Below are 16,146 nucleotides of genomic sequence, written 5' to 3' on the forward strand. Positions count from 1 at the left end.
TCCGGGCCCCCGCGCGCTCCGGATGACGCCTCATTGAAACCGGAGCCGCGGCCTCACGCCGCCTCGCCCTCGGCGACGCCGTGCTGCCTGGCGATCACGCTCTGCCAGACGCTGGCGATCGCGCGTTGCGTCTCCGGCGCGATCAGGCAGTGGCCTTCATTGTCGAAGCCGCAGAAGCGCACCGAGGGATCGTGCCTCACCTCGACCAGCGCCTTGTTGATCATCTCCAGCGAGGCCATCACCTGGCCGATGTTCTGCAGCCGCGTGTGATGCAGGATGTCGATCAGGCGGAACATCATGATCGGCGGCTGGCCCATCGCGATGCCCGGCCGACCGAACTCGAAGAACACATTGACGGCCGGCAGCGCGCTCTGGATCTGCGCCAGCACCTTGGCGGCATCCTCGGCCGTGCAGGCAACGAGATGCGCGCCCTGGACCGGGAGCGCGGGCGCAGGCGGCGTCTCCGGGCCGAGCCCCAGACCCGACAGCACCTGATGCTCGATCCAGCGTCGCACCTCCGGCGGCGCCGAGCGGATCTGGTCGGTGGACAGCGTAATCCCGATCATGGCGTCATCTCCTTTTGCCGCGCAGCTTAGAAAGCGACGATGGCGCGGTATTGACGAGGATCAAGCGGCCGCGCCGGCGCGCGCACCGTCTCAGGGCGCCACCAGTTCGACGCGGCGGTTGAGGGCGCGACCTGCATCGGTGGCATTGCTGCCGACCGGCGCGAGCAGGCCGACGCCCGCGGTGCGCAGCCGCGCCGGCGCGATGCGGTAGCTCCGCGCCAGCTCCGCGGCGACCGCCTCGGCGCGCCGCCGTGACAGATCGAGATTGTAGTCGTAGCTGCCTTGGTTGTCGGTATGGCCGACGATGAAGACGCTGAGCTGCGGCTGGCCGGCGAGCAACTGCGCGATCTGCTCCAGCGTCGGCCGGCTCTCCGGCTTCATCGTCGCCTTGTCGGTATCGAAATAGATGCCGTAGAGCGCGACGTGGCCCTTGTCGCCGAGGCCCTTCGCCATCTCGGCGGCGCTGACCATCTTGTTCTCCATCGCGCCGAGCTCGGCGATGGTGAGCTGGGCGTAGATCTGCTGGTTGTTCTGGCTGACCAGCACGCTGGCAAAGGTCTCGCGGCCGCCGGCCTCCTTGCGGCCGGCAAAATAGCGGTAGTCGAAGCCATCGGCCCACATCTGTGGAACCGGCAGCAGGTCGATCGCCTCGGTGAAGGGAATGCCGCCGCAGGCATCGGTGTCGCAGGCGAGGAGCTTCTCGAAGCCGGCCTTGGCGAGCTGGTTTTCGAAATTGCGCGACACTTCGAGGATCGAGGGACCCGGCGCGGTGCGATAGGCGATTCTGACGACGCGCCCCTCCAGGCGTCGCTCGTCGGTCGCCTTGTCCGCCTTGAACGGCGCCGCCTGCAGCCGCATCGCATCGAAATCCTTGGCGACATAGCCGGTGATCACGCTGCCGGCGAAGCGGCCGATCCCGGGGTAATCCTTTGCGCCCGCCACATCGCCCGGCTGAGCGGCCGCGGGCGCCAGGCCGCGACACACCAGGGCCGCGACCAAGGTGAGCTGTGCCAGTGTGCCGAGCCGGAACATCATCGTCATGGGGACCTCTCCCGAAAAGTGGCGCCAACGCTCGTGGTTTTCAGAACGCGCGCTTGGATCGGCGCGCGAAAACGGCGCGACGTCGGACGAGGCACGCCCTGCATGAGTGGCGACGAGCGCGCCGACCGTTCAAAAAAAGATGACGATGGGGTGCGGTTCGGTGGCTATCGCCCGCCGGCTGGCCTGGTACCGCCAAATCAGGCATTGTGACGGCGTCCGCCGCCGGACTGCCGTCATCATGCTCTCATGCAGGGACCTTTCTCCTCATGTCCGTTGTCCGCTTCCTTGTTGCCGTCGCGATCCTCTCCTTTGCCTCTCCCGCTTTGGCCGCGCGCTGCGGCGGCGATTTCAATACCTTCATCGCGGGCGTCTCGGCGGAGGCGCAGAGCGCCGGCATCTCGGGCGGCACGATCAGCCAGGCGCTGTCGGGCGTGACGCTCGATCCGGCCGTGCTCGCCTTCGACCGCCGCCAGCGCTACACCTTCAACAAGAGCTTCGAGCAGTACGTCTCGACCCGCGTCGGCGCCGGCCGCATCAATGGCGGCCGCGCGATGCTGCAGCGGCACGCCGCACTGCTGTCGCGCATCGAGCAGCAATATGGCGTGCCGCGCCAGATCCTGGTCGCGATCTGGGGACTCGAGACCGATTTCGGCAAGGGCGACATGGGCAAGCTGCCGGTGATCCGGACGCTTGCGACCTTGGCGCATGATTGCCGCCGCACCGAATTGTTCCAGGGCGAGCTGCTGGCGGCGCTGAAGATCGTGCAGCGCGGCGATCTCACTCTGCGCGACCTCGTCGGGGCCTTCGCCGGCGAGATCGGCCAGACCCAGTTCCTGCCGTCGTCCTACATCAAATACGGCGTCGATTTCGACGGCGACGGCCGCGTCGACCTGCGCCACTCCACCGCCGACGTGCTGGCCTCGACCGCCAACCTGCTGCACAGCAACGGCTTCAAGATGGGCGCGCCTTATGACGAGGGCTCGGCCAATTTCGACGCGATGCGCGAGTGGAACAGGGCGGTGATCTACCGCAAGACGATCGGCTACTACGCCGATCAGTTGATCGGGCGGTAGCGCCATCCGTCGCTCGCGTCCTGCTCTCAGGCCCCGTGCATGCGCGGTGAGTGACGAGAATCGCTTCAGAGGAGACGGGTCATGTCGCAGTCGCCGCCACGACCGTTCGCCGCGTTCGCGACCCAGGTCCAGCGCCAGAGCGGGCTGCGCGCCGCGATCACCTCGGCCTATCGCCGCGCCGAGCCGGAGTGCATCGCGCCGCTGCTCGATCTCGCCGCGCTCCCGGAGGCATCGTCGGCACGAGCGGCCGGTCTGGCGCGGGATCTGGTCCTGCGTCTGCGCGGCAAGGCGCAATCCGGCGGCGTCGAGGGACTGATCCACGAATATTCGCTGTCGAGCCAGGAGGGCGTGGCCCTGATGTGCCTGGCCGAGGCGCTGCTGCGGATTCCGGACACCGCGACGCGCGATGCGCTGATCCGCGACAAGATCGCGACCGGCGATTGGCGCGCCCATATCGGGCACAGCCCGTCGCTGCTGGTGAACGCCGCGACCTGGGGCCTCATCGTCACCGGCACGCTGACGGCCGCGGCCAGCGAGGACAGCCTGGCCTCGGCGCTGACGCGGCTCATCGCCCGCGGCGGCGAGCCGATCATCCGCAGCGGCGTGACGCTCGCCATGCGCCTGATGGGCGAGCAGTTCGTGGCCGGTCAGACCATCGACGCGGCGCTGTCGAACGGCCGTCCATGGGAAGCGCAGGGCTTCCGCTACTCCTATGACATGCTCGGGGAGGCCGCGACGACGGCGGAAGACGCCGCGCGCTACTTCGCCGCCTACGAGGCGGCGATCCATGCGATCGGGCGGCACGCGGCCGGTGCCGGCATCTACGAAGGGCCGGGCATCTCGATCAAGCTCTCGGCGCTGCATCCGCGCTATGTCAGCATCAAGCGCGACCGCGTCATGGACGAGCTGCTGCCGCGGCTGAAGCGGCTGGTGCTGCTCGCGCGGCGATACGACATCGGCCTCAACATCGACGCCGAGGAAGCCGACCGTCTCGACCTGTCCCTCGATCTGCTCGAGGCGCTCTGCCTCGATCCGGATCTCGCCGGCTGGAACGGCATCGGCTTCGTCATCCAGGCCTATCAGAAGCGCTGCGCCTTCGTCGTCGATTGGCTCATCGACCTCGCGCGGCGCACGCGGCGCCGGCTGATGGTGCGCCTCGTCAAGGGCGCCTATTGGGACAGCGAGATCAAGCGCGCCCAGGTCGATGGCCTGGAGGACCTTCCGGTCTTCACGCGCAAGCACCATACCGACGTGTCGTACCTCGCCTGCGCCCGCAAACTCCTGGGCGCGCCCGACGCCGTGTTCCCGCAGTTCGCGACGCATAATGCGCGGACGCTGGCATCGATCGTGGAGATGGCCGGCCCCACCTACGCGCGCGGCCAGTACGAATTCCAGTGCCTGCACGGCATGGGCGAGCCGCTCTACGAGGAGGTTGTCGGACCCGCACGGCTCGGCCGGCCGTGCCGCATCTACGCGCCGGTCGGCTCGCACGAGACGCTGCTGGCCTATCTGGTGCGGCGGCTGCTGGAGAACGGCGCCAACACCTCCTTCGTCAATCGCATCGCCGATCCCGCCGTCTCCGTCGACGATCTGATCGCGGACCCCGTCGCCATCGTTCGCGCGTCGGAACGCCCGGGCGCGCCGCACGACAAGATCAGGCGCCCGCCCGAGCTGTTCGGCCCGGACCGCGCGAACTCGGCCGGCTTCGATCTCTCCGATCAGCGCGCGCTGGCGCGTCTCGGCGAAGGCCTGGTCACGAGCGCGAGCCTCGATTGGACGGCTGCGGCGCCGGGAGCGACCACCAGCGAAGGCGCGCGCCGCATTCGCAATCCCGCCGACCGCCGTGACGTCGTCGGCGCGGTCAGGGATGCCGCGCCTGCCGAGATCGAGGCGGCCCTGTCGCGTGCGGCGAACGCCGCGCCGGCCTGGGCCGCGACCAGCCCCCGCGCGCGCGCCGCATGCCTGCGCGCCGCGGCCGAGACGATGGAGGCGCGTCGCCTCGTCCTCATCGGCTTGATCGTCCGCGAGGCCGGCAAGACCTTTGCGAACGCCGTCGGCGAGGTGCGCGAAGCCGTCGATTTCCTGCGCTATTATGCGGGCGAGATCGAACGTCTCTCCGAGGGCGATAGTCCCGACCCGCTCGGCCCCGTGGTGTGCATCAGCCCGTGGAATTTTCCGCTCGCGATCTTCACCGGCCAGGTCGCGGCGGCGCTCGCGGCCGGCAATCCGGTGCTGGCGAAACCTGCCGAGGAGACGCCGCTGATCGCCGCCCAAGCGGTTCGCATCATCCATGAGGCCGGCGTTCCAGCGGATGTCCTGCAATTGCTGCCGGGCGACGGCCGCGTCGGCGCGGCGCTGGTTGCTGACGCCCGCGTCCAGGCCGTGATGTTCACGGGATCGACCGACGTCGCGCGGCTGATCCAGAAACAGCTTGCCGAGCGCCTCACCGTCCATGGACAGCCCGTGCCGCTGATCGCGGAGACCGGCGGCCAGAACGCGCTGGTCGTGGATTCCTCCGCGCTCGCCGAGCAGGTCGTCGCCGATGTCATCACCTCCGCCTTCGACTCCGCCGGCCAGCGCTGCTCGGCGCTGCGCATCCTCTGCCTGCAGGACGATGTCGCCGATCGCATCCTGTCGATGCTGCGCGGCGCGATGGCCGAGCTCGAGCTCGGCGATCCGAGCCTGCTGTCCGTCGACGTCGGGCCGGTGATTTCCGACGAGGCACGCGACACCATCTCCGCTCATGTCGCGTCGATGCGCGCCCGCGGTCATGCGGTGGACGAGCTGCCGCTGCCGCCGCAGGCGGCGCACGGGACTTTCGTTGCGCCGACCATCATCGAGATCGCCAGCATCTTCGATGTCGAGCGCGAGGTGTTCGGCCCCGTCCTCCACGTCCTGCGCTACCGTCGCGAGCAGCTCGCTGACCTCATCGACGCGATCAACCTCACCGGCTATGGCCTGACCTTCGGCATCCACTCGCGGATCACGGAGACAATTGCGCGGGCGTCGGGCCGCAGCGCCGCCGGCAACATCTACGTCAACCGCAACGTGATCGGCGCGGTCGTCGGCGTGCAGCCATTCGGCGGCTCCGGCCTGTCGGGGACCGGGCCGAAGGCCGGCGGTCCGCTGTATCTGCGCCGGCTGTTCGCGATGCCGCCGCGCCAGCGGCTCATGGCGTCGCAGTCTGACGCGGTCTTGCGCTCTTATCTCGACGGGTTGCGCGCCAGCGGACACGCCGAGGCGGCGCTGGCGTGCGAGGCGCATGGGCCCCAGGTGCGGGCCGGGCTCGAGATCGAGTTGCCAGGACCCGTCGGTGAACAGAACATCTATCGCATCACCGCGCGCGGCGTCGTCGCTGCACTGGCGAGAAGCGAGCAGGCGTTGCTGGTCCAGATCGGCGTCATTCTGATGACCGGAAACGACGCGTTCGTCGAACGCGCCAGCCCTGCTTGTGCCGTGTTGGGACCGCTCACCAGCCGGCTGCGCGGCCGCCTGCGGATCGTCGACAGCTGGCGGGCTCTCGGCGATCTGCAGGCCGTGCTTGCCGACGGCGAGGCGGATGAATTGATCGCGCTCGGCCGCGACCTCGCCACGCGCCCCGGACCGATCGTCCCGCTCGTCACGCCGCGCGCCAGCGACGGCTGCTACGATCTCGACCGGCTGGTCACCGAAGTCAGTCTCTCCACCAACACCGCAGCCGCCGGCGGCAATGCCAGCCTGATGTCGATCGGCTGAGAAGACAGGTATTCCGTCCCGGGCTGGCTCGAGGCCGCTGGACAGGATAGGGGAGAACACCGTCATCGTCGGCCCGCTCCGCCCGCTGACGCACGCTTCGTACAGATCGAGGACACCTTGATGTCGACCATCCTGTTCAAGAATGCCGCTCTGCTCGACCCGCTGCAGCCGGAGCTGCGCGAAGGCCATCACGTGCTGGTCGAGGACCATCTGATCAAGGAGGTGTCTGACAAGCCGTTGCAGACCAGCGTCGACCAGACCATCGATCTCCAAGGCAAGACGCTGATGCCCGGCCTGATCGACCTGCACGTGCATGCGATCGCGGTCGAGCTCAATCTTGCGCAACAGGTGCAGATGCCGAACGTGCTGGTGACCCTGCGCTCGGCGCTGCTGCTCAAGGGCATGCTGCGGCGGGGCTTTACGACGGTGCGTGACGCCGGCGGCGCCGGCTATCCGCTGAAGCAGGCCGTCGATACCGGCCTTACCGAGGGCCCGCGGCTGTTCGTCTCCGGCCGGGCGCTCAGCCAGACCGGCGGTCATGGCGACATGCGGGCGCGGACGGATTTCCTCTCCGACAACGCCCCTTGTCCGTGCTGCGTGCGCGTCGGCGCGCTGGCCCGGGTGGCGGACGGCGTCGATGCGGTGCGCAAGGCGGTGCGCGAGGAGCTGCAGATGGGCGCCGACCAGATCAAGATCATGGCGTCCGGCGGCGTGGCCTCGCCGACCGATCCCGTCGGTGCGTTCGGCTACTCGGAGGACGAGATCCGCGCCATCGTCGCCGAGGCTCGCGCGCGGCAGACCTACGTCCTGGCGCATGCCTACACGGCGGAAGCCATCGCCCGCGCCGTCCGTTGCGGTGTCCGCACCATCGAGCATGGCAATCTGGTCGACCTTCCGACCGCGCGGCTGATGGCCGAGAAGGGCGTCTATGTCATCCCGACGCTCGTCACCTATGAGGCGCTCGCCAATGAGGGCGCGCAGTATGGCCTGCCGCCGGAGAGCGTCGCCAAGATCGCCGATGTGCGCGATGCCGGCCTGCGCTCGCTCGGCATCTACCGCGACGCCGGCGTCAAGATGGGCTTCGGCAGCGATCTCCTGGGACCGTCCCAGCGCCTGCAGAGCGATGAATTCCGGATCCGCGCCGAGATCCTCGGCGCCCGCGAGGTGATCGCCAGCGCGACCGTGATCGGCGCCGAGGTGCTCGGCATGGAAGGCAAGCTCGGCCGCATCGCGCCCGGCGCCTTCGCCGACCTGCTCGTGGTCGAGGGCAATCCGCTGCGCGACGTCTCGTGCCTGCTCGGCCAGGGCGATCACATTCCGCTGGTGATGAAGTCGGGCAAGGTGCACATCGACAGGCTGAACGCCTGAGGCAACTCGGCGCCGAAATCCACCGGGCCAATGGTCGACAGTCCCAGCGTTTGTGCGCGCTGTCATGCGGGACGTCCATCGTCTCTCCACCGCCTCGACGCTGCGGGCGCCGACATCTGCGATGAGTGCTTCTTAGAACGCAGTCATTCGGCCTCGCGGCGCTCCGTGCGTCCGAGTTGTGCGGGTCGTTTCGCCCTCATCGACGAAGAGGGCGCAGGGAATGCCGGGAGCTGGCCGCCCCCATGGCCCGCCTGCGAAAAAAAATGCAGGCGGCAGGTACCACAGGTTCAGCCGAGACATCCCGGCATTCCCCGCGCGATGGTTGGGCGGCTTATACGTCCTCTCCCCGGGGACCGGCTGTCTTGCCCCCGTCACGAACGGATCATCGTCACCGTCCGCTTGGCCTCAGCACCGGGAGGCCAGGACCCTACGATTTCGCCGGCGCATCGGGCTCGTTCGTCCGCACGATTGCTCGCGCTGCGATCCAATGCACCCACCGCATCCCGCACCCACGTCTCGTGACGATCGCGAAGCGCCCCTCATGGCGGGACGGGATGCGCAGAGTCAATCATGTTTTTCTGAAAAACGAAAGTAGAATATTTTCCGTGGGAGGACTGGACAAGGGTGATGTGCTTGAGGCGGTGAGAGAAATCAGATTTTGGGCGCATCGCATCGGAGGTTGACTTGTCAGTCATACGCGCCTGGCTCCGGGCCCGCACGAGTCTCGAGAAGCATATCCGCTCAAGCCCAGCCGGCCGACGTCTTTGGCGGCGGCCGGAAGGTCCGAGAAGGGCGATTTCCGGACATGACGTGGCGGTCGGATTAAGTTGTGAATGACCCAAACCAAACGTCGCCCCAGTCCAGCGGCGGCCCTCATATTCCGACTGCACTTCCTTCGGTCACGACGGACGCCACCTTGACTGCTTCGGAAACAGCTCGGCCAACGGACATGGCCTGAGATTGCTGAGATTGCCTAACGCGGCGGCTCAGGGCAGACATAAGACGACGTGCCGACCTCGATAGGTGTCACCTAATCCTCGAACTCATCAAGGTCCGTCGACGGCGGCGGTGGAGGCGGCAGATTGTTAGGTATCCCACGCCTGCGTGCGGTGTATTCCGCCTCGGTGTAGAGGATCGTGGAAAGCCCGGCCTCGATGTTTTCCTGGTAGGACCGGTAATCCATCCAGTCGTTCACATAGGCCGCAAACGCCGCGGTATCGTCCGACGAGGGCGTCGAGACTTTGAATTTCAAGTCAAGAAATCCCGTCAACGCCAGGCGGTACAGGATCGCGGCGTAGATGAACAATGAGCGCTGGGACGGTTTGACCGTCAGCCGGTCGCGATCAATCGGGTTTCCGTGGAGGAAGTCGTTGCGGGCTTTGTAGAGCTCGCCGTACACCCAGCACGGTAGGATTTCCTTGGTCTGCGTCGTCTTGAACCCATGGGCCTCGTAAATCGCCGAATTCAACTCGGTGAGCCCGTATTCGACCTTCTTGAGGTTTTCGTAGACTGAATGGAACGCCGACGATTTGGCCGGGGAGAGGATTTCGAATGCGCTGACCCATAGTGAAACCGACCGCCCAATGTCGTACATGGTTACGTCGACCCCCGCCGGCATCATCGCCGCTGAGTTGGCCATGTTCAAAGACCGGAACAGGGCTATATCGTCGTGCAGGGGCACCTGAGCCCGGTAGAGCCGCTGCCAGCGGACGAACAGCTCATCTAGAAGAGCCTTATCGATCTTGTAGTGGTCGAAATGGGTGGCCGATATTCCGGGTGAAGACTGTCCCCTGAGGCGGCCCACCTCACCCATGGCCGTCGTCGCCATGGTCATGGACAGCAGGTGCTCGTAGTTCTTGTCGAGCATCCACGGGTAGACCGCGAACCAATTGGAATAATGGATGTGATGACCCACGCTGCCAAACCTCAGCGCTCTCGCCCAACTCAGGGGGATAACCGATAGGGATATGCTGTCCCGAAAAGCCGCCAAGGCCTCCACCGCACGAAATGACGGAGGGGCGTCCTTGTGGACCAGCACGAAACTGGGGGCTAGCGACCGGTCGAACTCGGTCTTGAAGCTCTGGATATACGTTTTAAAGACGGGATGGGCGGAGCAGATTTCAGCCAGGCGCGCGTCCGCCGTGGAAACCAGCGCAACGTCCTGGGTCTCGATGGGGTCGGTGAGAGTGATGTTCGGAAGCGTGAACATCGGGGTCCAATCGGCCATGGTCGATCCCGTGAAAATGGAGACAAATATCATTCTTCCCGTTCCCGTTGTAGCGGCTATAACCTCGGTATGAACACGGAATATTTGGATAGGTCATGGGGAGCACGTTCTCGGGATGAGCAGCTTCAGCGATATCCTGGATGAGGTCGGCGCGTTCGAAATCCCCAAGCAGATGGAGAAATTCCTTCATCGCGAAGCGCCTCCGTCCGCGTCAGACCAAACCCTTTCCTATTTCGCTTACTCCTACGAACTGGCGTTCGGGCACTTGGCCGGGGCGGTCAGGGACCGCTGGCACTCTAACGGGCTCATGCAGGCCCCGCTGTTCTATCTCGCTCGGCACTCGATTGAGCTTCACCTCAAATGGGCGATCGAAGAGTTCGAGAGCTACAGCGGGGAAAAGGCCAAGGAGTGCGGCCACGATCTCCTTGCGCTGTGGGGCGAGTTGCAGAAGCAGCAGTTCGACCTGGCTGACTTGCCGGGCAGGGACGACCCATGGGGAAAGCACGTCGATAAGCTCATCAAGCACATGCATAACATCGACCCCAAGGGAGATTCCTTCCGATACCCGCACAGCATCGGGGGAAAGCTCTTCGCCTACACCCGGATCGAGTTCGAGGGACTGGTCAGAGCCCACAACCACGTGACAGGTTACTGTGGTGCGTCACTCGATGTGCTCGGCGAATATCGCGACTGCTACTACTGAGGTCAAAATGGCTTGGGCGAAGATCGACCACAACGACCTTCTCGAGGAATATCCGAACCTCAAAGACTATCTCCCGTACCTCGACGAACTGAACAACGAGAGCCCTCGGGGGAAAGTCCTGATTTCGACCGGGTACTTGGAACAGGTGTTGAAGGAAATCCTCTGCGCGTACCTGATTGAAGACAAGGTGGTCGAAGACCTGTTCGAGGGCGGTAACGCGCCGCTCGGAACATCCAGCGCACGCGCCAAACTGGCTTACACGCTCGGGCTTATTTCCGCGGAAGAGTTTCATGATATCGACCTAATACGGAAGATACGCAACGACTTTGCCCACGACATGAAGGCGTCGTTCAAAGTCCAGGTCATCAAGAACCGGTGCAAGCTGCTCAAGCACAAGGTGCCAGACCACCCGGATCGGCCATCTTCTGGTGAAGGGCAGTTCGCAACAGCGGCGACCGGACTATTGCTCAACCTAGTCAACCGAGCTGCCTATGTTAGCGAGAAGCGTCGGTCTTACGGCAAGTGGAAGCGATAGCTTGACGTTCGCAATGGGCTGAATGCGGACGCCGGTCATTCGGTCGCGAAGGTCTGCAGTTGACCAGTGGCAAGCTCGTCAACACGGGTCGGAACTCAATCTCCTTCATCCGGCCCGCACGGTGAAGCGTCGAGCAGCCACGTGCTGCAAAAGTCGCGGACGTCTAACGCCCAAGATCAGCTCGCCGCGACATCTCCGCGGGCGTGCACGCCGCGCGCAAACCGGCCGAAGCGCAGCGCCAAGGTCGGCAGCACCAGCAGGTTGAGGGCCATCGAGGTCAGGAGTCCGCCCAGGATGACCACGGCCATCGGTCCCTCGATCTCGCGGCCCGGCTCGCCGGCGCCGAGGGCGAGCGGCAGCAGGCCGAGGCCGGTCACCAGCGAGGTCATCAGGATCGGCACCAGGCGGTCGGCGGCGCCGGCGATCGCGGTCTCCAGAGTCCAGGCGCGGCCTTCGACGACGACCAGATGCTCGTAATGCGAGATCATCAGGATCGAGTTGCGCAGCGCGATCCCGAACAGCGTCACGAAGCCCACCATCGAGCCCAGCGACAGCACGCCGCCGGTCAATGCGACGGCGATGACGCCGCCGACGAAGGCGAACGGCAGGTTGATCAGCACCAGCACCAGGTTGCGCCAGTGCCCGGTGACGCAGGACAGCAACAGCACGATGCCGATCGTCGCCAGCAGCGAGTTCACCAAGAGGTCGCGGCGCGACTTGGCCTGCGCCTCGGCCGCTCCGGTGAACTCGACGTGCGCGCCCGGCGGCAGCTTGACCTCCTTGGCGATCTTCCGCTTGGCCGCGGCCACGAAGGATTCGAGGTCGCGCTCGGCCACGTTGGCGGTCACGGTCTGAACGCGCTGCCCATTGCGATGAAGCACGACGTAGCGCCCCGCGGTGCCGTAGATGTCCGCGACCTGCTTCAGGAGGATGTAGGCGCCGCTCGGCGTCCGGATCGGCATGTTGCCGATCTCGGTCGGGCGTGCGGTCGCATCGGGATCGAGCTTGACGATGACATTGAAGACCACGTTGCCTTCATAGGCCTGGCCGACCACGTCGCCCTGATAGGCGGTGCGGATCAATTCCAGCACCTCGACCGCATCCAGGCCCCAGGATTGCAGATCGGTCGGGCGCAGGGTCACGTTGACCTGCGGCATGCCGGGCGGCGACTGCTGCTGGATGTCGATCGCGCCCCAGACCTCGCCGAGTTCGCGCGCGATGTCGCGCGCCGCGCGCTCGAGATCGTCGAGATCGGGGCCGAACACGTTGATGACCACGGCGGCGTTGAAGCCGGACAGGGTCTCCTCGATGCGCTCGGTCAGGTAGGTCTTGATCGACAGGTTGATGCCGGCGAAGTTGGCGAGCGCGGCGCGGATGCGCTGCTGCGCCAGTTCCTGCTGTTCGCCTGATAGCCCCGGCTTCAGGTCGACCTCGATCTCGCTCGAATGCGTGCCGGCGGTATCGACGCCGGCTTCGGCGCGGCCGGCATGCTGCGCCACGCTGCGGACCTCCGGCACGCCCTGCAGGGCCTCGGCGATCAGCGTGCCCAGCCGCAGCGATTCGTCGAGTGAGGTCCCCGGCAGCGTCGAGACGTGGAGGATCAGGTGGCCTTCCTTCAGGTCGGGCAGGAAGGTGCCGCCGAAGAACGGCACCAGGCTTGCGCCGCCGGCGGTCACCAGCACGGCCGTCAGCATGACCGACTTGGGAAACCGGCCGAGCCGCCGCAACAGCGTCTCGTAGGAGCCGCGCGACCAGCGCACCAGTGGCGGCTCGCGTTCCTCGCGCGGCTTCCGGCCGGCCAGCAGCAGCATCGACAGCGACGGTGTGACCGTCAGCGCGACGATCAGCGAGGCGACCACCGCGAGGATGTAGGCGATGCCGAGCGGACCGAACAGCCGGCCGGCGAGGCCGGGCAGCGCAAGGATCGGCACGAACACCAGGAGCACGGCGAAGGTCGCATAGGCGACCGCGCCGCGCACCTCGAGCATGGCATCGTAGACGACGCGCGCTTCGCTGCGCGGCGACGGCAGGCATCGGTTCTCACGCAGCCGGCGCACCACGTTCTCGACGCCGATCACGGCATCGTCGACGACCTCGCCGATCGCGATGGCGAGGCCGCCAAGGGTCATCGTGTCCAGGCTCTGTCCCATCCATTGCAGGGCCAGCACGGCCGATAACAGCGACAGCGGGATCGCGGTGCAACTGATGACCGAGGTGCGCCAGTCATAGAGGAACACGAACAGCACGATGATGACCAGGGCGCCGCCGATCAGCAGGGCGAACAGCACGTTCTCGGTTGCCGCATCGATGAAGGTCGCCGGGCGGAACAGATCGGCGTGCAGCCTGACCTTCTCGCTGTCGAGCGCCGGGCGCAGCTCCCGCAGCGCGGCCTCGACGCGCGCCGCGACGTTGCGCGTGTTGGCGCCGAATTGCTGGCTGATCATCATCATGATGCCGGGCCGGCCGTTGATCAGCGCGCCCCCGATCGGCGGCTCCGGCGCGTTCACGACCGTCGCGACGTCGCCGAGCACCACGCTGGCGCCGCCCTGGTGCAGCAGGACCGTGCGCGCCAGCTGCTCGGGTGTGAGCGACTGGCCCTGCGTCTGCAGGATGACCCGTTGATTGGCGGTGTCGACGAAGCCGGCACCGCGCACGCCGGTGGCCTTGCGCGCGGCGGCGACGACGTCGTTCATACCGACGCCGAAGCGGACAAGGTCGTCGGATCGCACCTGCACCTGCAGCGACCGGATGTCCCGGCCATAGGTCGTGACCTGCGCCACGCCCGCGACGGCCAGCAGCCGCCGGCTCACGGTCCAATCGGCGATCGTGCGCACATCCATCAGCGAGCGCTGCTCGGAGGTCAGCCCGATCGCCAGCACGGTGCCGGCCGCCGGCACCAGCGGTGTCATCGATGGCGCCCGCACGCCCTGTGGCAGGCTGCCGGCGACGACCGCGAGTCGCTCGGTCACCAATTGCCGCGCCCGGAAGACCTCGGTGCCGGGCTGGAAGATAACCGAAATGACGGACAGGCCCTGGATCGACGACGACCTCATGCTCTCGACGCCGGCGAGACCGTTGATCGCGATTTCGATCGGCTGCGTGACCAGCACCTCGACCTGTTCCGGACTGAGCCCGGGGGCCTCGGTCTGGATCGAGACCTGCGGCGGCGCGAATTCGGGAAAGACCGCGTAATTGGCGCTGCCTAGCGAGAAGATGCCGTAGCCGAGAATGGTGCAGGCCACCCCCAGCACGATGCCGCGGAAGCGGATGGCAAACGAGATCAGCGCCGCCTGGGGGCCGGCTGCGGCGCCGCGAACGCCGTCAATCATCATCGCCGCCGCCGCGCAGCTCGCTCTTGGCCTCCTCCGACAACAGCACCTGCGCCCCGCGCAGGACGATCTCGGAGCCCGACGGAATGTCCTGCACGACATAGTCGTCGTCGGACACCGGCTGGTCGGTGCGGATCGGATGGCGCTTGAAGATCTCGGGACCGGCGCGCAAATAGACCCACGAGCGGCCCTGCCATTGCACGATCGCGGTGTCCTCGATGAAGACGCCGTCGAACGACTTGCCCGAGGGCACATAGGCGGTGGTGTTCATCCCCGGCAGCAGCCCGCTGTCGCCGGCGGCGACGAAGTAATAGCTCACGCCCTGGATGCGCGGATCGGTTCGCGGCGCAGCCGACAAATAGCGCAGATCGATGTTGGCGCTGCGGGTGGGCGCCTGCGCGAGCGCGCCGCGCGGCGGCCCGGCCAGAGTCACGCCGGGCGGCAGCGTGACCTGCACCAGCAGCTGCTCGCGTTCGATCAATTGCACGACCTGCGGCGAACGCTCGATGATGCCCTTTCCGATGACCGCGCCCCATTCCTGCCGCGCCGTCGCCGTCAGGGTCTTCACTTGCGATTCGGCGGCAGCCAGGCTGGCTTGATCGGTCCGGAACGTGCCCTCCGCCGCCTCTGCATCCTTCCGCGGCATCGCCGCCGACTGCACGAGGTCGCGGGCGCGCTCGAATGCGAGTCTTGCGACGTCGAGTTTCGCTTGTGCCGTCTGCAGCTGCGCCTGGGCATTGGCGTAGTTGTTGGTCAGGTCGGTCAGCCTGGCGACGTCCAGCACCGTGCCGTAGGCGCGAAACTGTTCGGGATGGGATTCCGCCGCCAGGACGGCGGTCTGGAGTCCGATCTGCTTCTGTTGCGTTGCGGAAAGCTTGACCGTCGCCGGCTCCCGGCCGGCCGCGCCGTCAGACTGCGCCTGCGCGCGCGACGACAGGGAAACCACCGTGAACAGCACGGCACCGCATGCGGCCGCAGCTCTCGTCCGTTGCCTCACCATGCGGTCCCGGCCCCATCGATCGGGGAAACGTCTGGATGACGTTGATGTCTCTACAACAACAGCTACTTCAGCTTCGAGGGTGTTTCAAGCAGCGCTCGCTGCAGGACGGTCGCGTCGGATCCGGCAACTCCCCGGGCTCTGTCCGGCTATCGCTTGCCAGCGCCGTTTCCGTCGGATGCGATCCCGGTACTTGCGGAGGGGAGCGCGCAGCGCGATGCACGCAGGCGCCAATGCTTGTGACGGCTACCTTGCAAGCGAGCCGCATCCGCGGCGGGTTCGTGGCCGAACATGGACCGCGGCCGCGCTGCGGCGTGGAGATCGGGCGTTCGGCATGCGTCGGGATATTTCTTCTTGAGTGTTAGAAGTATTCTTAGACACATTCCAGCGTATTCGTCCGCAACCCAAGCTTGTTGCCGGCCACGCGCGCCGCGCTACACAAAAAGCCCAGACTAACAAACTTGTTAGGCACGATTTTCCTCATCGAATGACCCGGGATTTTTTCCCGATTCCCCGACAGGGGCGAGAATCGTCACATTCATCTACCTGTCGGGTCATTGATGTGACCTCAC

At 66.2% G+C, this 16,146-nt stretch carries 10 protein-coding genes; 5 read left to right on the forward strand and 5 right to left on the reverse strand.

Annotation, left to right across the window (positions count from 1 at the left end; all coding sequences use genetic code 11):
- Positions 1–53: 53 nt before the first annotated feature.
- Positions 54–566: a hypothetical protein gene (locus QW861_RS24485; RefSeq protein WP_315810609.1), complete on the reverse strand. Its 513-nt coding sequence runs from the start codon at positions 564–566 to the stop codon at positions 54–56.
- 90 nt (positions 567–656) lie between these two features.
- Positions 657–1,601 (reverse strand): OmpA family protein, encoded by a 945-nt coding sequence (locus tag QW861_RS24490; RefSeq protein WP_316193660.1) that lies wholly within the window; start codon positions 1,599–1,601, stop codon positions 657–659.
- Between the two features lie 272 nt (positions 1,602–1,873).
- On the opposite strand from QW861_RS24490, the gene QW861_RS24495 reads away from it, so the two are divergent.
- The 3 genes from QW861_RS24495 to QW861_RS24505 all read left to right on the forward strand — a co-directional run bounded on the left by QW861_RS24495 (position 1,874) and on the right by QW861_RS24505 (position 7,783).
- Positions 1,874–2,680 carry a lytic murein transglycosylase gene (locus QW861_RS24495; protein ID WP_316193574.1) on the forward strand — a complete coding sequence of 269 codons (807 nt, stop codon included), beginning with the start codon at positions 1,874–1,876 and terminating at the stop codon, positions 2,678–2,680.
- A gap of 81 nt (positions 2,681–2,761) precedes the next feature.
- Positions 2,762–6,415 carry a trifunctional transcriptional regulator/proline dehydrogenase/L-glutamate gamma-semialdehyde dehydrogenase gene (gene putA / locus QW861_RS24500; protein ID WP_316193575.1) on the forward strand — a complete coding sequence of 1,218 codons (3,654 nt, stop codon included), beginning with the start codon at positions 2,762–2,764 and terminating at the stop codon, positions 6,413–6,415.
- A gap of 120 nt (positions 6,416–6,535) precedes the next feature.
- A complete protein-coding gene (locus QW861_RS24505) occupies positions 6,536–7,783 on the forward strand; it encodes an amidohydrolase family protein (RefSeq protein WP_316193576.1) in 1,248 nt (415 codons plus the stop codon).
- A 1,030-nt stretch (positions 7,784–8,813) separates the two neighbouring features.
- On the opposite strand, the gene QW861_RS24510 is transcribed toward QW861_RS24505, so the two are convergent.
- Positions 8,814–10,010: a hypothetical protein gene (locus tag QW861_RS24510; RefSeq protein ID WP_316193577.1), complete on the reverse strand. Its 1,197-nt coding sequence runs from the start codon at positions 10,008–10,010 to the stop codon at positions 8,814–8,816.
- Between the two features lie 115 nt (positions 10,011–10,125).
- Between QW861_RS24510 and QW861_RS24515 the strand changes: the two genes are divergently transcribed.
- A complete protein-coding gene (locus QW861_RS24515; RefSeq protein ID WP_316193578.1) occupies positions 10,126–10,713 on the forward strand; it encodes a hypothetical protein in 588 nt (195 codons plus the stop codon).
- A 7-nt stretch (positions 10,714–10,720) separates the two neighbouring features.
- Positions 10,721–11,248, forward strand: coding sequence for an MltR family transcriptional regulator (locus tag QW861_RS24520; protein ID WP_316193579.1), 528 nt, complete (start codon positions 10,721–10,723; stop codon positions 11,246–11,248).
- 176 nt (positions 11,249–11,424) lie between these two features.
- Here the strand turns inward: QW861_RS24520 and QW861_RS24525 are convergent, their stop codons facing one another.
- Positions 11,425–14,577 carry an efflux RND transporter permease subunit gene (locus QW861_RS24525; protein WP_316193661.1) on the reverse strand — a complete coding sequence of 1,051 codons (3,153 nt, stop codon included), beginning with the start codon at positions 14,575–14,577 and terminating at the stop codon, positions 11,425–11,427.
- Positions 14,570–15,577, reverse strand: a complete 1,008-nt coding sequence (locus QW861_RS24530) for an efflux RND transporter periplasmic adaptor subunit (RefSeq protein ID WP_316193580.1) — start codon at positions 15,575–15,577, stop codon at positions 14,570–14,572. The genes QW861_RS24525 and QW861_RS24530 overlap by 8 nt, the downstream gene beginning before the upstream one ends.
- Positions 15,578–16,146 lie beyond the last annotated feature (569 nt).

It is taken from the genome of Bradyrhizobium sp. SZCCHNRI1029 (assembly GCF_032487555.1).
Lineage (GTDB): Bacteria > Pseudomonadota > Alphaproteobacteria > Rhizobiales > Xanthobacteraceae > Bradyrhizobium.